This window comes from Nocardia carnea NBRC 14403, assembly GCF_000308515.1.
GTDB classification, from domain to species: Bacteria; Actinomycetota; Actinomycetes; order Mycobacteriales; family Mycobacteriaceae; genus Nocardia; species Nocardia carnea.
On the sequence record NZ_BAFV01000120.1, the window covers coordinates 1 to 21,415 of the forward strand.

The window sequence follows — 21,415 nt, forward strand, 5'->3', positions numbered from 1 at the left end:
GAAGACCGTTCCTGAGCATGCCATAGCCCCTGCCCCACCGCAGCAACGAAACTATCGGCGGCCAACCCGAGAAGCAGAGATCTCAGGGAACGATCGGTTCCCGCAGCATCGCCTCCAGGTCGGCACGGTTACCGTCGACGGTCAGTTCCGCCTCGTCCAGGGTGACCCGGCCCCACAGCAGGAGCGCCAGTCCCTCGGCGGTACCGGAGATCCGCAGCGGCACCTCGTCGATATCGTGGCCCGCGCCGCCGAGCACCCAGCCCGGGGCCGGTTCGAGATCTGTGGCCACCAGGGCGAGCGGGGACGGCAGCGGTTCCGTCCGGCCGATACCCACCTGGCGGGGATAGAAAACCGTGACCACCTCGTCCACGGCATCCGCCCAGACCTCCGGCAAGGCCCGCATCAGGCCCAGTGCGGCCTTACCCGCGATCGCGGCGCGCAGATCGTGCCCGTGTACGAGGGTTTCGTGGACCTGCCGACGATGCCAGAACGATACCGGCCCTTCGCCCATCGGCTCCGGGTACGCCAGGATCCGGGCGGTCGCCGCCGGGTCCAGTTCGGCGAGGGTTTCGCGCAGTTCCGTGGCGCAGGTGGCGTAGTGATCGGCAAGCTCGAACGGCCCCTCCCCCAGCCGTATCGCTTTCCGGGCGCGCGCATTCGCCGCCGCCCAGTGATGCACGAACGCGAGATGTTCCACGAGTTCGCGGACCGCCCAGTCGCCGCACGCCGGAACGGTGGCCGCGGGATCGGCGTCGGGAATCGAGGCGAGGAACTCGCCCTGGAAATCGGAAAGCAGCAGCGGGAAGTCGAGACCGGAAAGCGCGCTCATGGCGTCAAGCTACCGCAGGCCACCGACATCGGAGCCCCGTCCGGCCGGGTCGGATAACCTGGCTGCATGCTCGCCGACAGTCCGCCGCAGCGGCCATTCAGCAGTATTCCCTGGACCGCGGCGCAGCGCCGGACGATGGCTGCCGCGCTCGACCTGATCGGCGTACACGGGGTGAGCGGTACATCGCTGCAGATGATCGCCGACGCTGTCGGTGTCACCAAGGCCGCGGTGTACTACCAGTTCAAAACCAAGGAGGAGATCGTCGTCGCGGTCACCGCGAGCGAGCTGGCCATCCTGGAGGACGGGCTGATCGCCGCCGAGGCCGAACCGGATCTGGCCCGGGCCCGCAAGGTGCTGCTCGATCAGGTCATCGATCTCGCGGTATCGCGCCGGCGCTGGGTGAGCACCTTGACCAACGATCCGGTGATCACCCGGATCCTCAGTCAGCACGAACCGTTCCGGCAGTTCCTGGGCCGCCTGTACTCGGTGCTGCTCGACGAACGGCACGGTGACGATACGCTCACCCGGGTCTCGGCGGCGGTGCTCTCGGCGGCGATCGGCGGCTCGGTGATCAACCCGCTGGTCACCGATATCGACGACGACACCCTGCGGGCGACCCTGGTTCATCTGACCCAGCGGATGCTGGATCTGCCGGACTGAACAGGACACCCGCACTACCAGAGGTAGATGCCCAGCACCGCACCCCACAGCACGATCAGCCACGCATCGGTGGCCGCTTTCAGCCAGCGCGGCGCGGTGCGGGCCTCCATGAAGTACCGGATGATGAGCCGGCCTTTGACGGCACCGAGAACGACGACCAGCATCGTGATCGGTGTGCTCGGTGATACCGGCGCCGCCCCGTGGCCCGGAGCCAGTACCCAGGACAGCAGCGTGATCGCGGAGAGCAGCAGCCACACCGCGGTGGTCGCCCGCGCGGACACGATTCGCAGCATCGCGTTCACCTCATCACGTAGAGGAGGCCGAAGATGACGATCCACAGCAGATCGACCATATGCCAGTAGACGGCCCCCGATTCGGCGACCGTGATCCGCCGCCGGCGCGGGTCGCGCAGTTCGCGGACCACGATCCCCAGGATCAGCAACCCCAGGCCCACATGGAAGAGATGGACCCCGGTCAGCATGTAGTAGAAGGTGAAGAACTCACCGCTGGGCAGGGTGTAGCCGCGGGCGATCTCGGACGACCATTCGTAGACCTTGATCCCGATGAACAGCACACCCAGCCCCGCACCCGCGTAGATCCGGCGCAGGGCCCGATCGGGTGCCCCGGCCCGGGCGGCCTGCACGCTCCGTGCGACGCACCACGAGCTGGTCAGCAGGACAAGGGTGTTCACCGTTCCGAGGTCGAGATTCAGATGCTGTTGGGCGGCGAGGAATTCCTGCGGTGCCATGGCGCGGTGCACCATGAAGATCACGAAATAGGCGCCGAAGATCAGCAGATCACCGAGCACCATCACCCACATATGCCCGTCGCCGGGTAACGGGAGTCGTTCGGCGCCGGCCGATTGCGGCTCACCCGATTCCTCGCGGGTGGCGACGAGGGGCCGGTCGGTATCGGTCATCGCGAACCTCCTTCGCGGGACTCGGTGGTGGGCGCGCGGGTCATGGCAGCGGCGGTTCGCCGGCGGGCTGCCTCTGCCCGGCTTTCCGCAGGAAGGCGATGACACACATCAACCAGAATCCGAAGACGACCGTGCCCATCCAGAAACTGATCGACCCGTTCCAGGCGAACGGTCCTGCCATGGAGATGAACACCGGGGTGGCGAGAATTTCCGTGACGATCTGCCAGACCGTCACGTAGCCGAGCCATTTGGGGAAGATTCCGTTGCGGTCGTAGAAGATCGCGAGAGCGAACCCGAAATATGCGGTGACGAAACAGCCGAGCGAGCCGACATAGGAGAGCAGGCCGAGATCGTAGAGGAGGGCCAGTAATTCCGGATCGCGGTCGTCGCGGTAGACGGCGACCAGGAAGCAGAAGGCCACGAGCAGACAGCCGGGTAGTGCACCGACGGCCATACCGCCCATATAGATGTAGGCGCCCACGGAGCCCACCGACATTCGTTTCATGTGATAGACGACGATGCCGTTCGATATTCCGGCGCCGCCGACTATCAGCAGCAGTACCGCGAACCCGATCTGGATGGTCACGGTGTGGGTGTCGAAGAATTGCGTGATCTGCTCGGGGCCGGTGTCCGGCCGCGGTGGCGGCATCACTCGGGCGAGCAGGACGAAGATCAGCCCGAACGCGGTGTAGAAGGCCGGGACGATCGCGAAGCAGACCCAGACATCTCTTTTCCCGGCCGGTTCGGGGGGATCGCGCTGCGGATCTCCGCCGGCTGCCCGGTCGAATACGGGTTGCAGAACTCTCATCGCGACCCGCCCGTCGCCGCCGCCTGCCGTCGCAGAGTGGCCCGCAGGACGAAGAACATCACGACGGTGAACGCCGCGAAGGCGCCGTTGCGCAGCCAGAACGATATGACGCCGTCCCAGGCCAGCGGGCCACTGGTGACCACCGCGGCGGCGGTGGCGGGCGCCATCGCGATCGCTGTGCCGACGGCGAAATGGGCGACCCAGCGCGGGAATACCCGCTGCGGACCGCTGTCGAAGTAGATCGCCGCGGCCAGCAGCAGATTCTGGGCCACGAGAATGCCGACCGGCGCGATGAACACGATCCAGGCCATATCGTTGAGCAGCAGGATCAATTCGGGATCACGGTCGGGCCGGAAGGCGGCGACGAGGTAGAAGATATCGGCCAGTGCGAAAATCGTCGCGCCGCTCACCGTGGCGGTCAGGTAGCAGTAGGCGAAGACATGGGTCTGGGTGGCCATTCTTTTCAGCTGCGCCACGATCACCATGAAGAACGGGATCAGCATGATGCCACAGAGATTGAAGGTGATCATGCTGAACCGGATCAGCGCCTGATTATCGGCGTAGAAGGCGGCGACCTGCTCCGCCGGCATATCCGGCGATATCGGGGGAAAGAAGCCGGGGAATGCCAGGAATGCGATCAGCAGGATCACACCGGCCACCGGGCCGGTCCACACACTGATCGATTGGATCTCCAGATCTGCGGCGGAGCTGGAATCTTGCGCCTCGGCGGGAATCTGCATCGCACCTCGATTCACTCCCGACCGGCCCGGGGCGCGGCATATCAGCCCACTCCGCAACACCTAGCCGATCGGCTAGAACGAGGATAAACCGACGGACCGGAATTTGTCGATCCCCGAACCGGGATTTCCACTGAGAGACAGCCCGTTACCACACAGCGCACGTGCCACCGGGCCGATTCCGGGCCCGAAATCTTTTCTAGCCGTTCGGCTAGCACGGCCATTCCGGATCCGTTAATCTGCCTCCAACGCCGCTGAGCACAGGCTCAATACCCAGCGGGTGGGCGGAGGTCTTCATGAGCATCGGACCAACCCTCGACGACAACACACCGGTAGCGACCGACCGGATCACCGCATGGTTTCGCGGGTACCTACAGCGCCATCCCGTCGCTGCCCTGGCCACCCTCGGGCGCCAGGTCCTCATGGGCCGGCAAGCATTGCGCTATCTGTTCGCCGATCTGGCCACCGGCCGCTTCCCCGTGGGTGAATTCGTCCATCAGGCCGCGTTCATGGTCCGCACCTCCTGGCTGCCGACGGTCGCGGTGGCGCTCCCCATCAGTGCGACCCTGTCCATCCAATTCGGTTTGCTCGCAGGTCAGGTCGGCGCCACCTCGCTGGCCGGTGCCGCCAGCGGCCTGGCCGTGATCCGGCAGTCGGCGCCCATGGTCACCGCGATCCTGATGGCCGCGGCGGTCGGTTCGGCGATCTGTGCGGACCTCGGTGCGCGCACCATCCGCGACGAGATCGACGCCATGGAGGTCATGGGCGTATCGGTGCTGCGCCGGCTCGTGGTGCCGCGGCTGGCCGCCGGGATCGTCGTCGCCGTCGCGCTCACCGGATTGAGCTGCTTCATCGGCTTCCTGGCCGGATACCTGTTCAACGTCTATGTGCAGGCGGGGACTCCGGGCAGTTTCATGGCCACGTTCTCGTCCTTCGCCACCGCGAGCGACCTGTATCTGGCCATGGTCAAAGCGGTCGTCTTCGGTGTGATCGTCACCGTGATCGCCTGCGAGAAGGGCCTCAGTACCCGGGGCGGTCCCGGCGGAGTGGCCGACTCCGTGAACGCGACGGTGGTCGCCTCGATCATCTTCCTGATGGTCGTCAACGTCGGATTCACGGAGATGTACACGATTCTCTTCCCGAGGACGACACTCTGATGGCAGCGACCTACCACTTTCCCGGGACCGCGCGACCGCTCGCGCTGGTCCGGCAATGCGGCCGGGTGTTCATCACGCTCGGCCATATGATCACGTTCTTCGTGCGGGCGGTCGTCTCGATCCCGGTGGCCCTGCGCCACTACAACCGCGAATCGATGCGGATCCTGTCGGATGTCACCTGGGGCAACGGATCACTGGTGGTCGGCGGCGGGACCGCGGGTGTGATCATCGTGCTGGGGGCCGCCGCGGGCGCCATCGTGGGGATCGAGGGCCACAGTGCCTTGAAACTACTCGGGATGGAGCCCGCCACGGGCATGATCGCCGCGACCGCTGCCACCCGCGAACTGGCGCCGATCATGGCCTCCATCGCCTTCGCCGCGCAGGCGGGTTGCCGGTTCACCGCCCAGCTCGGTGCGATGCGGATCGCCGAGGAGATCGATGCCCTGCACGCCGTGGCGATCAGGCCGATCCCGTATCTGGTATCCACCCGGCTACTCGCATCGATGATCGCCGTGGTGCCGCTGTATGTCGCCGCACTGGCCGCCGACTATCTCGCGGTGGAGTTCTTCGTCTGGGTCGCCGGGGGCGAATCGTTCGGCACCTACGAGCACTACTTCAACCTGGTACTCGGCGGTACCGACGTGCTGTATTCGCTGCTCAAAGCACTGGTCTTCGTGGTCATCACCACGACGGTGCAGTGCTACTACGGCTACTACGCGGCCGGCGGTCCACAGGGTGTAGGAGTGGCGGCCGGGCGGGCCATGCGGGCCGGTATCACGGTGATGATCTCGGTGAATCTGCTGCTGACCCTGGCGCTGTGGGGTTTCGACTCCGGTTCCCGGATCAGCGGATAGGGGGCCTGAGATGCCGAGTGCTTTCGAAGCGGACGACCGGAACCTGCCGGACTGGAAACTACTGGTGCGCGGGATCGGTTTCGCGTTGGTCGCCGCCGCCTTGGTCGCCGCCGGAATCGCGCGCTCGCAGGGGGCTTTCGAATCCACCGTCCCGGTGACCGCACTGATGACCGATATCGGCGACGGTCTCCCGGTGAAATCGGATGTGAAATACCGCGGTGTTCTCGTCGGTATCGTCACCGAGGTCACGCCGGGCGCCGGCGGCGGACCGAACTGGGTCGGGATCGAACTGTGGCCGGAACAGGCGCGTGGTATCCCCGCCACGGTCACGGCCCGCGTCGTCCCCAGCAATGTGTTCGCGGTCCCCTCCATCCAACTGGTGGACAACGGCCCCGCGCCCGCGCTGCGCGCCGATACGGAGATACCGCAGGACCACAGTCTGGCCACCGTCCAGTTACAGACCTCGCTGACCGCCTTGAGCCGGATCGCGGCGGCCGCCGGCCGCTCCCCCACCGACCCCACGGTCGGGATCCTGGCCACGGTCCAGCGCGCGACCAGCGGGCGCGGCGCGGAGATGGTGCAGGCGGGGGCGCAGCTGGAACGGATCGCCCGGGCGCTGGACGAATTCGCCGCACCCGGTCAGGGCCCCTCGACGATCGATACGCTCGCCCGGGCACTGGCCGGTCTGCAGTCGTCGGCGCCGGATCTGCTGCAGGCGGTGCATCATACGGTCGGGCCGATGCGCATGGTCGCCCAGCAACAGGGGCACCTGTCGGCCCTGCTGTCCGGAGGGCTGGTCACCGCATCGAGTGCCGGGACCGCCCTGACCAACCACGCCGGCACCCTCACCGATATCACCGGCAAGATGGCGCCGGTCCTGGATGTGCTGGCCCGCGGCAGTCAGAACTTCGTACAGATGACCACCTCGCAGGCGCGCCTGTCGCGGAAGTTCGGAACCGAGATCTGGAAACCCGAATCGCAGAGTGCCGCCGCCGCGGTCATCGTCGAACTCACCCCGCACAAGCAGTACATCCGCGCCGACTGCCCCCGTTACGGACACCTGGCCGGCCCCAGCTGTGCGACCGGCCCGGCCGGGTCGGCGCCGGTGATCCCCGGGGGGTTCACGCCCGCGGCCGCGGATTCCGGCGGCGGGGCGGTCGGGGGCCAGGGCGAACGCGACAAGGTCACCACGGTATTGGGCACCGCGGCCGATGATCTGTCGACGCTGCTGCTGGGACCACTGGTGCGCGGCAACGAGGTCACGGTCGTACCGGATACGGCGGAGGGTCCGCGATGAGCTATCGCAAACCACTGATCGGACTGTCGATCTTCCTGGTCATCGCCATGACACTGACGTGGATGGTGTACCTGACCCTGCAACGGGGCGTCGCCGAGGAGACCCATTCCTACGAGGCGGTGTTCACCGATGTCTCGGGTCTGCGCGCCGGTGACGATGTGCGGATGGCGGGGGTGAAGGTGGGGCGCGTCGATTCGATCGCCGTCGACGGGACGCACGCCCGGGTCGGTTTCGAGGTCACCCGGGATCAGACCCTCTACGGCAACACCCTCGCCACCGTCACCTACCAGAACCTGATCGGCCAGCGATATCTCGGGCTGGCACCCGACGATTTCGGCAGTCCCGAACCGCTGGAACCCGGGGCGGTGATCCCGGTCGAGCACACCGAACCGTCCTTCGATATCTCCGGCCTGCTCAACGGTTTCCAGCCGCTGTTCAGCATGCTCGACCCGGGCGATATCGACAAGATCACCGCCGCGCTGATCAGGGCGCTACAAGGCGAGGACGGGGCGCTGCTCGCGCTGATCACCGAAACCAGTGCGCTCGTCGAATCGTTCGCGGGCCCGGATCAGGTACTCGGGACGATCATCGACAATCTCGGCCGGGTCCTCACCGATCTGGCCGAGCACAGCGGCGAATTGCAGACCACGATCACGCAGACCCGCGAGATCTTCGACAGTCTGCACGCCCGGCGCGACACCCTGCTGTCGCAGACCACCGATATCGCTGTGGTCCTGGACCGCGCGGCGCAGGTGGTGGGCGGCGCGGCACCGGCGCTGGCCCATTTCGTCACCCGCGAACCCGGCTTCGCGCGGCATTTCCTGGACAACAAACCGAAGTTCGCCTATCTGGGGGCCAACTTGCCGCTGATGCTGAAGGCGCTCGCGCGGATCGTCGACAAGGGCGCCTATATCAATGCCTACGTCTGCGATATCGGATTCAGTATGGTGCCGGGTTTCGACCCGCTCATTGCCCAGATACTCGCGCTCGCCTCGCCCAGCGGCCGGGTCGAACATTCGGCGATCTGCAGGTGAGGACCTATGCCTTCGATACTGCGCACGGCCCGCGGATACACCGCGGCACTACGTAATCGGTTACCGGTACGGCGGCGGCGCGATACGGCGGGCCGCCCGTCGCGACCCCTGCGCCTCGGGATCGTGACGGTCGCGCTGGTGGCGGCGGTCTTGCTGGTGACGGTATTCGTCAATTCCCTGCACCTGGGGAAAACCACCTATCGCGCGCATTTCCAGCAGGCCGCGGGGATCGAAGCCGGTGATTCGGTGACCTATGCCGGGGTCCCGGTCGGCACGGTCACCGCCACCCGTCTCGACGGTGCTCAGGTATCGGTCACGATGAAGATCGAACCGGGTGTCCGGCTGGGTGCCGATACCCGGGCCGCGATCAAACTCACCACCCTGCTCGGTTCGCGGTATGTCGAATTGCGGTCCGCCGGAACCGGCGATCTACCCGACCGGCTGATCCCGCTGTCGCAGACCAGCGTTCCCTACGATCTGGAAGCCGCCCTGCAGGACGCGACCACCACCTTCGCCGGGGTCGACGCCGACCAGATCGCGACGTCGATGACCACACTCGCACAGGAGTTGCGGGGCCTTCCCCCGCTGGTGCCGCAGGCGCTGCGGAATATCGAAACCGTGGCCGGTGTCGTCGCGCAGCGCCGCGACCAGATCGGCGCGCTGCTGCAGAGCACCGAACAGGTCACCACCGTATTGCGCGACCAGCAGGCCGATCTCGGGGCACTGATCGGACAGGGCCGCACCGTGCTCCAGGAGATCACCGCCCGCCAGGCCGCGCTGCGCCGGCTCCTCGAGGCGACCACGACCCTGGTGCGGGAACTGGAACCGATCGTCGTCACCGAACGCGGCAAAATCCAGGCACTACTCGACGATCTGCGCGCGATGACCGGGCTGATCGCCGATAACGACGCCCTGCTGCGCAATATCCTCCAGGTCCTGCCGGTGCCCTGGCGGCTGTGGGCCAATGCCACCGGTACCGGAATGGAACTCTCGGCCAACGCCCCCGACGGCGCGTTCATCGATTCCTTCATGTGTGCCCTCAGTGGGCGCGCCGTCCAACTGGGTAAGGCCCCGTACTACGAGGACTGCCGATGAAACGACTGGCCCGCCGGATCGTCCTCGCGCTCATCGTGCTGGGTGTGGGGTTCAGCGGCTGTGCGAGTACACCCGGCCTCCGGACGCCCGACACCACCATCACCGCCCGATTCGCCAACGCCAACGGCCTCTACACCGGGAACGCGGTATCTGTGCTGGGTATGCGGGTCGGCGAGATCGCCGCGATCCGGCCGGGCGGTACCGGTGTGGATATCGAACTCCGGGTCGACGGCACGATCCGGCTGCCCGCCGATGTCCTGGCGTTGGCGATCTCGGATTCCGTGCTCACCGACCGCCGGATCGAACTGAGCCCGGTGTACCGCGGCGGTCCCGAACTGCCCCGGGAGGCCGTCCTGGGGCCCGACCGCACCCGGGTCCCCGTCGAATTCGACAGCCTGCTCGCGATGGTGCAGAAACTCGCGAACTCGCTCGGCGGCGACGGCACGGGAAACGGTCCGGTCGGTGATCTGCTCGACCTCGGCACCGGTGTCACCGCCGGCCACGGCGAGCAGATGCGCACCGCGCTCGGCGAACTGTCCCGGGCACTGCAACTCGGCAGCGATCAGGGCGCGGCCACCCGCGACGCGATCACCGCAGTCGTCACCAACCTCGACGCACTGGTCGCCGTCGCCGCCCGCAACGATACGACGCTGCGCGAATTCGGCGCCGGCGTCCACCAGCTCAGCGATTTCCTCGCCGCGCAGGGACTCGGCTCCGGCGATACCGGCGCCCGGCTGAACCGGATCATCACCACCGTCACCGAACTGCTGCAGCAGAACCAGGACACGCTCGGCGGCCTCGCGGGCAATACGAACACTATTTCCCGCGCACTGGCGGACTACCACGTGAATATCGGCGAGTTTCTCGACGTCTTCCCCCTTGTCGTCGATAACGCCTACAACGCCATCGATCAGAACACCGGCGCCCTGCGCGTGACATTCGATCTGAACAAATTCCTGCTCGACGGCCAGATGGTGAAGGAAGTGTGCAATCTGCTGCACCTCACCGAACTCGGATGCGATACCGGAACGATGCGCGATATGGGACCCGATTTCGGTCTCACCGCGATACTGCAGGCCTTGGCGGAGGGACAGCCACGATGATCCCGGGCAGAGTCACCAGTTTCCTGGCGGCAGCCGCGGTCGCGGTATGCACGGCCACCGGCTGTTCGGCGAGCCTCGACGAACTACCGTTACCCGCCCCCGGTGTGCCCGGCGATTCCTGGTCGGTCACCGCGACATTCGCCAATGCACTCAATCTGCCGGCGAAGGCGAAGGTGCGATTCAACGGCGCCGATATCGGCCTGGTCGAATCGATGGTGGCACGTGATTACACCGCCGTGGTCACCATGCGGATCCGGCCGGAGGTGCAGCTTCCGGCCGGGACAACCGCCGAACTACGTTCGGCGACCCCCATGGGCGATGTGTATGTCGCACTCGCCGCACCCCCGTCGCCGCCGCCGGACGGCGGGCTGCTCCGTGACGGCGCCACCATTCCGATCGGATCCACCTCCGCCGCCGCGACGATCGAAGAGGTCCTCAGCCGGTCGTCGCTGCTGGTGAACGGGGGTGCGATCAAGAACCTCACCGAAATCGCCCAGGCCCTCGGCGAACATCTCGACGGCCGCGGCGACCGGGTGGCCGCCGTCCTCGACCGGACACGGCGGCTCCTGGAAACGCTGACCGCGCGCTCCGGGCAGATCGACGCGATACTCACCAGCGCCGCGGCGCTGAGCACGACCCTGGGCAACCAGCACACCGCCCTCGGCGATGCGGTCGCCGCGGCGCAACCGGCCACACAGGTCCTCGGCGCGGAAACCGATTCGATCATCGCCCTCGTCGACCGGGTGCACGCCATCACCGTGCAACTGGCCCGATTCCCCTCGATCCAGGGCACCAACCAGGGCAGTCTGGTCGCCGATATCAACGGGCTGGCCGCGGGACTCAATGCCGCGGCACTGAATCCGGAAGCCGATCTGGGCACCCTCAACGACATCCTGTCGATCGTGCTCAAAGTGACCAACGGGTCGTCGGCACATGCCGATATCGATGTGGCACAACTCGCGCTGGGCGCCGTACCCGATCCCAACTTCCCGGGTGATCCGGGTGCGCGGCTGCCGGACGCCACCGACTGGACCGCCTTCGTCGGATCGCTCCAGTACATGCTGGGGCGGCTCGGCGGACGACTGAACGGGCCCCCGCGATGAGCGCCCGCGGCGCCGTGGCCGAACGGCCGGCCCGGATCCTCGTCGGTACGGTCGACCGGGTCCGGCGATACCGCACCACCACATCCCTGTTGGGCTTGCTGCTCGTGCTGCTGATCGGTAGCGGTTATCTGCTGTTCGGCGCGCTCGATATCAATCCGTTCGCCGCGCAGTACCGGGTCCGGGTGGAGCTGCGCGAATCCGGTGGGTTGCTGCCGGGGCAGGATGTCACGTTGCGCGGGGTACGGATCGGGGAGGTCGACTCGGTCGAGGTGGCCGGCGGCAAGGTCGTGGCGGTCGCCGCCATCGACGAACGGATCCGGATCCCGGCGACCGGGCGGGTACGCACGGCCGCTCTGTCGGCCGCCGGCGAGCAGTACCTGGATTTCCTGCCGGACACCGACGGCGGGCCCTACCTCCAGCCCGGCGCGGTGGTGACCCAGGACCGGACCTCGAGCCCGGTTCCACTGTCCACCATGCTGGAAGGCCTGTCCGGCATCCTCGCGCAGGTCGATCCCGATCAGCTCCGCACCATCTCCGACGAACTGGGTGCCGGCGACGCGGGACCCGAGAAACTGGCCGCGCTCATCGACGGCGGTTTCTTCATGATCTCCACCCTGGACGGGGTTCTGCCGCAGACCGTGAGCCTGCTGCGCAACAGCCGGACCGTACTCGGCACGATCGCGGAGACCGCGCCCGGCCTCCGCAACACCGCCGCCGGCCTGTCCACCACCATGGGCGGGATCGCCGCCATGACGGGTGGATTCGAGCACCTCGTTGCCCGCACACCCGAAACCTTGGCAGCGATCGATACTTTGATGGCCCGGAACGGGCCGACCATGGTGCAGTTGCTCGGCGAACTCACCACCGTCGCGCAAATGGCGAACCCGCGAGTACCGGCCTTCGAGGAATTCTTCTTCCCGCAACAGCGTGGCGGCTCCGCCCTCGACGCCATGGCCACCGCCTTCCACGACGGGAAGATCTGGGCGCTGGCCAGTATCTACCCGCGCTATCAATGCGATTACAACGTCCCCCGGGCCCCGGGCCCCGTCCCCGATTATCCGGAGCCCTACCTGTATTCGGACTGCACCGACCCGGACCCCACCCTGCTGCCCCGCGGCGCACGCAATGCCCCGCGCCCACCCGGAGTGAGCCCGCTACCGGCGGTACCGCCGGGAGCAGACCCCCTCGACACCGCGGACCCCACCCCGACCGGGCCGCTCACCATCCCGACCCCCTACGGCGGGCCGTATACGCCCACCTATGTGCCGCCCAACTGAGGAGCGATCAGTGACATCACCGGAGGAACCCACACCGGATCCGGACACCGGGACACCGGGGCCGGACGCCACCACGGAAGCCGTGCAGGAGACAGGCCGGGGAACAACCACATTCGGCCGGCCCGCTCGCCTGCTCGCCGGAGTCCTGGCCGTGTTGCTGATCGCCGCCACCGGCGTGGCCGGTGTCCTCGGCTGGGAGTGGAAGGACCGCCGCGATACCGATCGTGCGGCCACCGCCGCCCTGGCCGCGGCCCAGCAGTACGCGGTCGCATTGACGAGTATCGATACGACCGAAATGGACGCCGACTTCGCGGCTATCGCCGACGGCGCGACCGGCGAATTCAAGAGTATGTACACCCGGTCCGCCGAACAGCTCAAACCACTTCTGGCACAGGCACAATCGGTGAGCAAAGGCCGGGTTGTCGCGGCGAGCGTACAGTCCGCGTCCCAGGACCGGGTGGTGGTCATGCTGTTCGTCGACGCCGAAATCACCAACACCACCACACCGCAGCCCCGTCTCGACCGCAACCGCATCATCATGACCATGGACCGGGTCGGCGACCGCTGGCTGGCCGGTGAGGTCGAACTCGTCTGAGGCCGGTTTCAGCCGATCGGCAGCCGCGAATCCAGTAGGAACGGCAGCAGGAAATCGCCCAGCAGGGCGCGCTCCTCGGCCTCGTCCGCGGGCGGCAGGGTCAGCAGCGACACCATGATCCGCACCGCCCACCGCCCCAGCCGTTGCGCCGCGGCGGCCGGCAGATCGGGCCGGAACCGGGACACGAAGGCCGTGACGAGGGCGTCGATCACCTCCGACGAATCCGCCAGCCGCGCCACGATTCCCGCATTCGCCGGTTCGAACCAGACCGCCAGATGGGGCGTTTTCCGGGTTTCGGCCAGGGTGGCGGTGATGCCGTCCAGGAGCCGTTCGGCCCGGTCGGGACCCTCCAATTGCTGGTCCCGCCAGACCCGTTCGATCAGCTGGGTCGCCTCGCGTCCGGCGAAGGCCACATACAGCGACTGCCGGCTGTCGAAATACCGGTAGAGCGTGGCGCGCGAGCAACCCGCGGCCTCGGCGATCTCGGCCATACCGACGGTTCCGGCGCCCTTATCGATCACCAGAGCCCGGACGGCATCCAGAATTCGCTCCGCCGCCAGTTCGCTGCGTCCACCGGCAAGCCAGTCACCACTCATATGCCGCCCCGCATGCCGACGCTCTGCCGCGCCGAGCCCGGCTCGCTCATACCGCGCACCGGAACGGAACGCTGGTGGGGCGCCGGACATATGGACCGGGAGCGTAGGTGACGGCGTCGATATCCACCTGGTACCGCGGGAAACGATCGAGCAGTTCCTCCAGTGCCACCCGCGCCTGCATGCGGGCGGCGGCCGCGCCGAGGCAGTGATGCGGGCCGTGACCGAAAGTCATGATGCGCTGCGGATCGCGCTCGATATCCAGTTCCGCCGCATCGGCGCCGAAGGCCTGTTCGTCGCGGTTCGCCGAGCCGTACACGAGGAGCACTTTACGGCCCGCCGGGATCGTCCGGCCGTTCAGCTCCACATCCCGCGTCGTGGTGCGGGCCAGCCCCTGCACCGGGGAAGTGAGCCGGGCGAATTCTTCGATCGCCGGCCGGATCTGTTCGGGGTCGGCGGCGAGCGCGGCCCGCTGCTCGGGGTGCTGTTGCAACAGTTGAACGGCACCGCCCAGGAGCCCGGTGGTGGTGTCGTTTCCGCCGGAGACCATGGTCCACGTGTAGGCCAGGATCTGCACCAGCCCGTTCACATCGGCATCGTCGGCCGCCATCCCCGCCTGCACCAGCAGTGAAACGGTATCGTCGCCGGGATCGGTGCGCCGCCGTTTGATCAGTTCGGCGAAATAGCCCAGCATCTGCATCGACGCCGCCTGCGCGTCCACGGTGCGCTGGGTACTCGCCGCGACGACGGCATCGGTCCATCCGTCGAAGAGCGGCCGGTCCTCCTCCGGAACCCCCAGGTAGTAGGCCACCACCATGGTGGGTAAGGGTTTGAACAGGTCGATGACGATATCGCCGCCGCCCTGCTCGGCCAGCCGGTCCAGCCGCTCCCGGACGAACCGGCGGACCACGGGCTCGACCTCCGCCACCTGCCGCGGCGTGAAGCCCGCGGCCACCAGTTTGCGGAATTCGGTGTGCTGGGGTGGATCCTGCATCACCATCGGCGGGTTGGCGGTGAGGTTGATCTTCTCCAGTTCGCCGTACTCCACGGTCAGCCCCTGCCCCGAGGAAAAGGTGGCGACATCACGCGCTGCCGCGTACACGTGCTCGTGCCGGGTGAGCACCCAGTAGTCGTCCTCCGGCTGCCTGGGCGGAACGACCCGATGTACCGGGTCGTGCTCCCGCAGACCGGCGTACATCGCCCACGGCGACCGCCACGTCTCCCCCGAACGCAACTCGAAGTACGCCTCGCCCTGATACGTCTGACCCGCCATGTTGTAACGATAAGACAGAATCGGCATTTTGTCTGACGAATCGCGCTACTGCCGCCACCCGATAACGCCCACCCATCTCGGCGGCGTGAAGCCCTCCCATCGACCGGACAGAAGGGGCATAGTTGGGATCACCCCGATATAAACCCTGGCACCGGCAGGTGGGACGCCCATAACCTCGGCGGGCCGCAGCGGCGTATCCCGGCCGAGGCAGCCGGAAAGTACGCTTGATCGTTCCCGACCCAGTACAGAAGGACATCGCGATGACCGATTCCACCCCGCCGCCGAATCCTGCCGACGGCTGGAGCTTCGAGACCAAGCAGATCCACGTGGGACAGGTTCCCGACGGCACCACCAATGCCCGCGCCCTGCCGATCTACCAGACCACGTCCTACACCTTCCGCGATACCGAGCATGCGGCCGCTCTTTTCGGCCTGGCCGAACCCGGCAATATCTACACCCGGATCATGAATCCCACCCAGGACGCGGTGGAGCAGCGGATCGCGGCGCTCGAAGGCGGTGTCGCCGCACTCGTGCTGTCGTCGGGACAGGCCGCCGAGACCCTGGCGATCCTCAACCTGGCCGGTGCCGGTGACCACATCGTCTCCAGCCCGCGGCTCTACGGCGGCACCTACAACCTCTTCCACTACACCCTGCCCAAACTGGGTATCGAGGTGTCGTTCGTCGACGAACCCGACGATCTCGGCCAGTGGCGCGACGCGATCCGCCCGAATACGAAGGCCCTCTACGGGGAAACGGTGTCCAACCCGCAGAACCATATCTTCGATATCCCGGGTATCGCCGAGGTGGCACACGCCGCCGGTATCCCGCTCATCGTCGACAACACCGTCGCCACCCCCTATCTGATCCAGCCGCTGGCGCACGGTGCCGATATCGTCGTCCACTCGGCGACGAAATATCTGGGCGGCCACGGTGCTGCCATCGCGGGCGCGATCGTCGACGGCGGCACCTTCGATTGGACCGTGCGCGCCGAAGACGGCCCCCGCTTCCCCGGATTCACCGAACCGGATCCGAGCTACCACGGCGCCGTATTCGCCGATCTGGGCGCGCCGGCGTTCGCGCTCAAAGCCCGGGTCCAGCTACTGCGCGACCTCGGCCCCGCGGTCGCCCCGTTCAATGCGTTCCTGATCAGCCAGGGCCTGGAAACCCTGAGCCTGCGGATGGAACGGCATGTACAGAACGCTCAGGCCGTCGCCGAATTCCTCACCGAACGGCCCGAGGTCACCTCGGTGTCGTACGCCGGTCTGCCGTCCTCGCCCTGGTACGAGCGCGGTAAGCAGCTCGCACCGAAGGGCACCGGCGCGGTGATCTCCTTCGAACTGGCCGGCGGTGTGGATGCCGGGAAGAAGTTCGTCGACGCACTCACCCTGCACAGCCATGTCGCCAATATCGGTGACGTCCGCTCGCTGGTGATCCACCCGGCCTCGACCACACATTCCCAGCTGACGCCCGAGGAACAGATCAGCTCGGGAGTGACACCCGGTCTGGTCCGGCTGGCGGTCGGTATCGAGGGAATCGACGATATCCTCGCCGATCTGCGCGCCGGGTTCGCGGCCGCGGCCGGCTGATCCCGCCACCCGACTACCGAGAACCGAAGAGTCGGACCTCGCCCACGAGCGGGGTCCGGCTTTTTGTTGTGTGAGCCGCTCACATCGGGACGCACGGCGTGCCCGACGAATACACATGCAGTACGCAGCGCACGGCCAGGATGATGGCGTCGGCCAGTTCGGCGGGCGTATAGGCGAACGGGTGCATGAACGGTCCTCCGAGTGCAGGGCCGGGATCGTCCCGGCCGGGCGGACATTCTTTGCGTGAAGCCTCCCTTCAGAGTGCGCCCTCGACCCGGTTCGCGCGCCGATTCGCCGGACACATCTCCACATCGACTTCGCGCGCAGGCCGCGCATCGGTCTCCGCAGACGCGCAAGGAAGGCGTCAAGGCGTGGGCGGGGGGCGTAAAGGACTCGTCAACGGGCGGGGCGCCGGGGTTTGCAGCTCGTAGTTTCGACCCGGTTGGGCAGCCGCAGCCGTTCGGGTTGCGTCGCGCTGCCCACGGTTTTCGGAATGGAGGCGGACGTGTCGATCCTGGCCTATCTCCTGGTCACGGTCGCGGTATTCGGTGTGCTCGGGTTCGTACAGCGGATGGTGGAGCGACTGTGAACATCGTCGATGCCGTGGGCCTGGCCCTGGCCGTCGTGGTCATCGGATTGATGGTGGCCGCCCTGCTGTTTCCCGAGAGGTTCTGAGTGAGTACAACCATTGCGGGTGTGCTGTTCCTCGGCACGCTGGTGGCGGCGCTGGCCGCGGTACATGGGCCGCTCGGGGACTACATGTACCGCGTCTACACGCGCACCACCCATTCCCGCTTCGAACGCAGGCTGTACCGGCTGGTCGGCGCCGACCCGAACCGCGAGCAGACCTGGGGCGGTTACGCCCGCAGCGTCCTCGCCTTCTCCGCGGTGAGCGTGGTGTTTTTGTTCGTCCTGCTGGCCGTGCAGCACAAACTGCCGTTGTTCCCGGACGAGACGGCCACCCCGATGACCGCCGCCCTGGCCTGGAACACCGCCGCCAGTTTCGTCACCAACACCAACTGGCAGAACTACTCGGGCGAGTCCACGCTGGGCCCGCTGGCCCAGGCCGCGGGGCTGACCGTGCAGAATTTCGTCTCCGCCGCGGTCGGGATGGCCGTCGCCATGGCCGTCGTCCGCGGCCTGGCGCGCTCACGCGGCGGCACCCTCGGGAACTTCTGGGTCGATCTGGTACGCGGTACGGTGCGCATTCTGCTGCCCATCTCCACCGTGGCCGCGATCGTGCTGATCGCCGGCGGCGTGATCCAGAACTTCCATCTCAACGATCAGGTGGTCACCACGCTCGGTGGCGTGCAGCAGAACCTGCCCGGCGGGCTCATCGCGAGCCAGGAGGCCATCAAGGATCTCGGTACCAACGGCGGCGGACCGTTCAACGCGAACTCCGCGCATCCGTTCGAGAACCCCACCGCGTGGACCAACTGGGTGGAGATCTTCCTGCTCACGGTGATCGCCTTCTCGTTGCCGCGCACCTTCGGCCGCATGGTCGACAGCCGCAAACAGGGCTATGCGATCGCGGCCGTCATGACCGTGCTCGCGTTGGTCAGCGTCAGCCTGGTCAGCGTTTTCCAGCTCCAGCACCACGGCACCGTGCCGGCCGCGGTCGGGGCATCCATGGAAGGCGTCGAGCAGCGCTTCGGCGTGGCGAATTCGGCGACCTTCGCCGCCGCCACCACTCTCACCTCCACCGGTGCGGTGGATTCGATGCACGATTCCTACACCAGCCTCGGCGGCATGATGCTCATGTTCAACATGCAGCTCGGTGAGGTGGCGCCCGGCGGTGTCGGCTCGGGCCTGTACGGCATGCTGGTGCTGGCGCTGATCACGGTGTTCGTTGCCGGACTGATGGTCGGGCGCACCCCGGAATATCTCGGGAAGAAAATCACGCCCCGCGAGATCAAATTGGCCGCCGCCTATTTCCTGGTGACGCCGGTGATCGTGCTGACCGGGACCGCGCTGGCCGTGGCCATGCCGGGACAACGGGCCTCGATCCAGGATCCAGGGCCACACGGCCTGTCAGAGGTGCTGTACGCGTTCACCTCGGCCGGTAACAACAACGGCTCCGCCTTCGCCGGCCTGTCCGGCAATACCGAATGGTTCAACACCGCACTCGGCCTGGCCATGCTCTTCGGCCGGTTCCTGCCGATGATCCTGGTGCTGGCCCTGGCCGGTTCACTCGTGAAACAGCGCACCACACCCGCTTCGGTGGGAACCCTGCCGACACATCGGCCGCAATTCGTCGGCCTGGTCGTCGGGGTCACCGTAATCCTGGTCGCTCTCACCTTCCTGCCCGCGCTGGCGCTCGGGCCGCTCGCCGAAGGACTGCACTGATATGTCCGCTCCCACCATCGAATCCGATCCAGTACCCGCGGCGCCGCAACCCACGAAGAGCCGGGTCCGCGGTGGTCTGCTCGATCCGCAGATGCTGCTGACTTCCCTGCCGCAGGCGGTGCGCAAACTGGATCCGCGCACCCTGTGGCGCAATCCGGTGATGTTCATCGTCGAGATCGGCGCGGTCTGGGCGACGGTGCTCGCGATCGCCGATCCGAGTTTCTTCGCGTGGGCGATCGTCGTCTGGCTGTGGCTCACCGTGGTGTTCGCCGATCTCGCCGAGGCGGTGGCCGAAGGACGCGGTAAGGCTCAAGCCGATACGCTGCGCCGCGCCAAGGCCGATACCGTTGCCCGCCGACTGGTCGACTGGGCACCCGGCGCCGCCCTCACCGAGGAATCCGTTGCGGCGCCGCAATTGCGCCGCGGCGACCATGTCGTCGTCGAGGCCGGGCAGGTGATTCCCGGCGACGGCGATGTGGTGGAAGGTATCGCCTCGGTGGACGAATCCGCCATCACGGGCGAATCCGCCCCGGTGATCCGGGAATCCGGCGGCGACCGGTCCGCGGTCACCGGCGGCACCACGGTGCTGTCGGACCGGATCGTCGTGCGGATCACGCAGGAACCGGGCCAGAGTTTCATCGACAAGATGATTGCGCTGGTGGAGGGCGCCGCCCGGCAGAAGACGCCGAACGAGATCGCGCTCAATATCCTGCTGGCCGCGCTCACGCTGATCTTCGTGGTCGCGGTGGTCACGCTGCAGCCGCTGGCGATCTTCGCCGTGGACAACAATCCCGGCGTGCCGGACAGTCTCGCCCTGGGCAGCTACGGGATCACCGGGATCGTGCTCGTCTCCCTGCTGGTGTGCCTGATCCCGACGACCATCGGCGCCTTGCTGTCGGCGATCGGGATCGCGGGGATGGACCGGCTGGTGCAGCGCAATGTCCTGGCCATGTCCGGCCGCGCCGTCGAGGCCGCGGGTGATGTGAACACGCTGCTGCTGGACAAAACCGGCACGATCACCCTCGGTAACCGGCAGGCCACGCAGTTCCTACCGTTGTCCGGTATCGGCGAACAGGAGCTGACCGATGCAGCGCAGCTGTCCAGCCTCGCCGACGAGACCCCCGAGGGCCGGTCCATCGTGGTGTACGCGAAGGATGCCTACGGGCTGCGCGAACGCACCCCGGGCGAACTCGCGCACGCCGAATGGGTGCCGTTCACCGCCGCCACCCGGATGTCCGGGGTGGATATCGACGGTGTGCAGTTGCGCAAGGGCGCCGCGAATTCGGTGGCCCAGTGGATTCGCAGCAACGGCGGTACGGTACCGGCCGAACTCGATACCGTCGTCGACAGAATCTCGGAGGGCGGCGGGACTCCGCTCGTCGTCGGGGAGATCCGCGACGGTCAGGCCCGTATCCTCGGCGTGATCCGCCTCGAGGATGTGGTGAAACAGGGGATGCGGGACCGTTTCGCCGAAATGCGCCGGATGGGCATCCGCACGGTCATGATCACCGGTGACAATCCGCGTACCGCCAAGGCGATCGCCGACGAAGCCGGCGTGGACGATTTCCTCGCCGAGGCCACGCCCGAGGACAAACTGGCGTTGATCCGGCGGGAACAGGAGGGTGGGCGGCTGGTCGCGATGACCGGCGACGGCACCAACGACGCGCCTGCTCTCGCACAGGCCGATGTCGGAGTCGCGATGAATACCGGGACCTCGGCCGCCAAAGAGGCCGGGAACATGGTCGATCTCGATTCCGATCCGACCAAACTGATCGAAATCGTCGAGATCGGCAAACAGCTGCTCATCACCCGCGGCGCGCTGACCACGTTCTCGATCGCCAACGATATCGCCAAGTACTTCGCGATCATCCCGGCGTTGTTCGTCGGGTTGTTCCCGGGGCTGGATCTGCTGAATGTCATGCGGCTGGCCAGTCCACAGTCGGCGATCCTGTCGGCGGTGATCTTCAACGCGCTGGTGATCGTGGCCCTGATCCCGCTGGCCCTGCGCGGCGTGCAGTACACGCCCGGGAACGCGGCGAAACTGCTCGGCCGCAATCTGTCGATCTACGGGCTGGGCGGGATCATCGCGCCGTTCCTCGGGATCAAACTGATCGACCTCATCGTCCAATACCTGCCCGGGATGTCCTGA

The 21,415-nt window shown here is 66.9% G+C and carries 22 protein-coding genes; 15 read left to right on the plus strand and 7 right to left on the minus strand.

The features are described from left to right. Nucleotides 1-82: 82 nt before the first annotated feature. Nucleotides 83-829, minus strand: a complete 747-nt coding sequence (locus tag ON22_RS30095) for a maleylpyruvate isomerase N-terminal domain-containing protein (RefSeq protein ID WP_033245579.1) — start codon at nt 827-829, stop codon at nt 83-85. Between the two features lie 66 nt (nt 830-895). On the opposite strand from ON22_RS30095, the gene ON22_RS30100 reads away from it, so the two are divergent. Beyond that, nucleotides 896-1,489 (plus strand): TetR/AcrR family transcriptional regulator, encoded by a 594-nt coding sequence (locus ON22_RS30100; protein ID WP_231508674.1) that lies wholly within the window; start codon nt 896-898, stop codon nt 1,487-1,489. A gap of 14 nt (nt 1,490-1,503) precedes the next feature. Here ON22_RS30100 and ON22_RS30105 read toward each other — a convergent pair whose 3' ends face one another. From ON22_RS30105 to ON22_RS30120, 4 genes are all read right to left on the minus strand, one after another. Beyond that, on the minus strand, nt 1,504-1,782 hold the full coding sequence (locus ON22_RS30105) for a cytochrome C oxidase subunit IV family protein (RefSeq protein WP_033245802.1): 279 nt from the start codon (nt 1,780-1,782) through the stop codon (nt 1,504-1,506). 5 nt (nt 1,783-1,787) lie between these two features. After that, on the minus strand, nt 1,788-2,309 hold the full coding sequence (locus ON22_RS30110) for a cytochrome c oxidase subunit 3 (RefSeq protein ID WP_033245803.1): 522 nt from the start codon (nt 2,307-2,309) through the stop codon (nt 1,788-1,790). 139 nt (nt 2,310-2,448) lie between these two features. Beyond that, nucleotides 2,449-3,216, minus strand: a complete 768-nt coding sequence (locus ON22_RS30115; RefSeq protein WP_033245580.1) for a hypothetical protein — start codon at nt 3,214-3,216, stop codon at nt 2,449-2,451. Beyond that, nucleotides 3,213-3,956, minus strand: coding sequence for a hypothetical protein (locus ON22_RS30120; protein ID WP_033245581.1), 744 nt, complete (start codon nt 3,954-3,956; stop codon nt 3,213-3,215). The genes ON22_RS30115 and ON22_RS30120 overlap by 4 nt, the downstream gene beginning before the upstream one ends. A 293-nt stretch (nt 3,957-4,249) precedes the next feature. Between ON22_RS30120 and ON22_RS30125 the strand changes: the two genes are divergently transcribed. Genes ON22_RS30125 through ON22_RS30165 form a run of 9 tightly spaced genes read left to right on the plus strand, consistent with a single transcriptional unit; the run spans nt 4,250 to nt 13,468 of the window. Further along, nucleotides 4,250-5,110, plus strand: a complete 861-nt coding sequence (locus ON22_RS30125; protein ID WP_051158285.1) for an MlaE family ABC transporter permease — start codon at nt 4,250-4,252, stop codon at nt 5,108-5,110. Next, entirely contained in the window at nt 5,110-5,964 is an 855-nt protein-coding gene (locus tag ON22_RS30130) for an ABC transporter permease (protein ID WP_033245582.1), read from the plus strand. The genes ON22_RS30125 and ON22_RS30130 overlap by 1 nt, the downstream gene beginning before the upstream one ends. 10 nt (nt 5,965-5,974) lie before the next feature. Further along, nucleotides 5,975-7,261: an MlaD family protein gene (locus ON22_RS30135; RefSeq protein ID WP_033245583.1), complete on the plus strand. Its 1,287-nt coding sequence runs from the start codon at nt 5,975-5,977 to the stop codon at nt 7,259-7,261. Further along, nucleotides 7,258-8,295, plus strand: coding sequence for an MCE family protein (locus ON22_RS30140; protein ID WP_033245584.1), 1,038 nt, complete (start codon nt 7,258-7,260; stop codon nt 8,293-8,295). Before ON22_RS30135 ends, ON22_RS30140 begins: the two co-directional genes overlap by 4 nt. A gap of 6 nt (nt 8,296-8,301) precedes the next feature. Then, the gene (locus ON22_RS30145; protein WP_081595939.1) at nt 8,302-9,390 is read left to right on the plus strand and encodes an MCE family protein; all 1,089 of its coding nucleotides are present in this window, start codon (nt 8,302-8,304) and stop codon (nt 9,388-9,390) included. Beyond that, nucleotides 9,387-10,493 carry an MCE family protein gene (locus ON22_RS30150; RefSeq protein ID WP_051158286.1) on the plus strand — a complete coding sequence of 369 codons (1,107 nt, stop codon included), beginning with the start codon at nt 9,387-9,389 and terminating at the stop codon, nt 10,491-10,493. Before ON22_RS30145 ends, ON22_RS30150 begins: the two co-directional genes overlap by 4 nt. Then, on the plus strand, nt 10,490-11,596 hold the full coding sequence (locus ON22_RS30155) for an MlaD family protein (protein ID WP_033245586.1): 1,107 nt from the start codon (nt 10,490-10,492) through the stop codon (nt 11,594-11,596). Before ON22_RS30150 ends, ON22_RS30155 begins: the two co-directional genes overlap by 4 nt. Further along, nucleotides 11,593-12,873: an MCE family protein gene (locus tag ON22_RS30160; protein ID WP_033245587.1), complete on the plus strand. Its 1,281-nt coding sequence runs from the start codon at nt 11,593-11,595 to the stop codon at nt 12,871-12,873. Before ON22_RS30155 ends, ON22_RS30160 begins: the two co-directional genes overlap by 4 nt. Before the next feature lie 10 nt (nt 12,874-12,883). Continuing rightward, complete coding sequence (locus ON22_RS30165) at nt 12,884-13,468, plus strand: Rv1363c family protein (RefSeq protein WP_051158287.1); 585 nt, start codon at nt 12,884-12,886, stop codon at nt 13,466-13,468. 8 nt (nt 13,469-13,476) lie between these two features. On the opposite strand, the gene ON22_RS30170 is transcribed toward ON22_RS30165, so the two are convergent. Both ON22_RS30170 and ON22_RS30175 read right to left on the minus strand, forming a co-directional pair. Beyond that, nucleotides 13,477-14,064, minus strand: coding sequence for a TetR/AcrR family transcriptional regulator (locus ON22_RS30170; RefSeq protein WP_033245589.1), 588 nt, complete (start codon nt 14,062-14,064; stop codon nt 13,477-13,479). A gap of 46 nt (nt 14,065-14,110) precedes the next feature. Beyond that, nucleotides 14,111-15,334, minus strand: coding sequence for a cytochrome P450 (locus tag ON22_RS30175; protein WP_033245590.1), 1,224 nt, complete (start codon nt 15,332-15,334; stop codon nt 14,111-14,113). Nucleotides 15,335-15,594: 260 nt separating this feature from the next. On the opposite strand from ON22_RS30175, the gene ON22_RS30180 reads away from it, so the two are divergent. From ON22_RS30180 to kdpB, 5 genes are all read left to right on the plus strand, one after another. After that, nucleotides 15,595-16,920: a bifunctional o-acetylhomoserine/o-acetylserine sulfhydrylase gene (locus ON22_RS30180; protein ID WP_033245591.1), complete on the plus strand. Its 1,326-nt coding sequence runs from the start codon at nt 15,595-15,597 to the stop codon at nt 16,918-16,920. Between the two features lie 493 nt (nt 16,921-17,413). Continuing rightward, a complete protein-coding gene (locus tag ON22_RS37010; RefSeq protein ID WP_156052360.1) occupies nt 17,414-17,509 on the plus strand; it encodes a potassium-transporting ATPase in 96 nt (31 codons plus the stop codon). Continuing rightward, the gene (locus tag ON22_RS37015) at nt 17,506-17,595 is read left to right on the plus strand and encodes a potassium-transporting ATPase subunit F (protein WP_156052361.1); all 90 of its coding nucleotides are present in this window, start codon (nt 17,506-17,508) and stop codon (nt 17,593-17,595) included. The genes ON22_RS37010 and ON22_RS37015 overlap by 4 nt, the downstream gene beginning before the upstream one ends. Continuing rightward, nucleotides 17,596-19,266, plus strand: a complete 1,671-nt coding sequence (gene kdpA, locus ON22_RS30185; protein ID WP_033245592.1) for a potassium-transporting ATPase subunit KdpA — start codon at nt 17,596-17,598, stop codon at nt 19,264-19,266. A 1-nt stretch (nt 19,267) separates the two neighbouring features. Continuing rightward, on the plus strand, nt 19,268-21,415 hold the full coding sequence (kdpB, locus tag ON22_RS30190; RefSeq protein WP_033245593.1) for a potassium-transporting ATPase subunit KdpB: 2,148 nt from the start codon (nt 19,268-19,270) through the stop codon (nt 21,413-21,415).

Coding starts and splice junctions, on each gene's coding strand:
- ON22_RS30095 (WP_033245579.1), bottom strand. CDS start 829: ATGAGCGCGCTTTCCGGTCTCGACTTCCCGCTGCTGCTTTCCGATTTC.
- ON22_RS30100 (WP_231508674.1), top strand. CDS start 896: ATGCTCGCCGACAGTCCGCCGCAGCGGCCATTCAGCAGTATTCCCTGG.
- ON22_RS30105 (WP_033245802.1), bottom strand. CDS start 1,782: ATGCTGCGAATCGTGTCCGCGCGGGCGACCACCGCGGTGTGGCTGCTG.
- ON22_RS30110 (WP_033245803.1), bottom strand. CDS start 2,309: ATGTGGGTGATGGTGCTCGGTGATCTGCTGATCTTCGGCGCCTATTTC.
- ON22_RS30115 (WP_033245580.1), bottom strand. CDS start 3,216: ATGAGAGTTCTGCAACCCGTATTCGACCGGGCAGCCGGCGGAGATCCG.
- ON22_RS30120 (WP_033245581.1), bottom strand. CDS start 3,956: ATGCAGATTCCCGCCGAGGCGCAAGATTCCAGCTCCGCCGCAGATCTG.
- ON22_RS30125 (WP_051158285.1), top strand. CDS start 4,250: ATGAGCATCGGACCAACCCTCGACGACAACACACCGGTAGCGACCGAC.
- ON22_RS30130 (WP_033245582.1), top strand. CDS start 5,110: ATGGCAGCGACCTACCACTTTCCCGGGACCGCGCGACCGCTCGCGCTG.
- ON22_RS30135 (WP_033245583.1), top strand. CDS start 5,975: ATGCCGAGTGCTTTCGAAGCGGACGACCGGAACCTGCCGGACTGGAAA.
- ON22_RS30140 (WP_033245584.1), top strand. CDS start 7,258: ATGAGCTATCGCAAACCACTGATCGGACTGTCGATCTTCCTGGTCATC.
- ON22_RS30145 (WP_081595939.1), top strand. CDS start 8,302: ATGCCTTCGATACTGCGCACGGCCCGCGGATACACCGCGGCACTACGT.
- ON22_RS30150 (WP_051158286.1), top strand. CDS start 9,387: ATGAAACGACTGGCCCGCCGGATCGTCCTCGCGCTCATCGTGCTGGGT.
- ON22_RS30155 (WP_033245586.1), top strand. CDS start 10,490: ATGATCCCGGGCAGAGTCACCAGTTTCCTGGCGGCAGCCGCGGTCGCG.
- ON22_RS30160 (WP_033245587.1), top strand. CDS start 11,593: ATGAGCGCCCGCGGCGCCGTGGCCGAACGGCCGGCCCGGATCCTCGTC.
- ON22_RS30170 (WP_033245589.1), bottom strand. CDS start 14,064: ATGAGTGGTGACTGGCTTGCCGGTGGACGCAGCGAACTGGCGGCGGAG.
- ON22_RS30175 (WP_033245590.1), bottom strand. CDS start 15,334: ATGGCGGGTCAGACGTATCAGGGCGAGGCGTACTTCGAGTTGCGTTCG.
- ON22_RS30180 (WP_033245591.1), top strand. CDS start 15,595: ATGACCGATTCCACCCCGCCGCCGAATCCTGCCGACGGCTGGAGCTTC.
- ON22_RS37010 (WP_156052360.1), top strand. CDS start 17,414: ATGGAGGCGGACGTGTCGATCCTGGCCTATCTCCTGGTCACGGTCGCG.
- kdpB (WP_033245593.1), top strand. CDS start 19,268: ATGTCCGCTCCCACCATCGAATCCGATCCAGTACCCGCGGCGCCGCAA.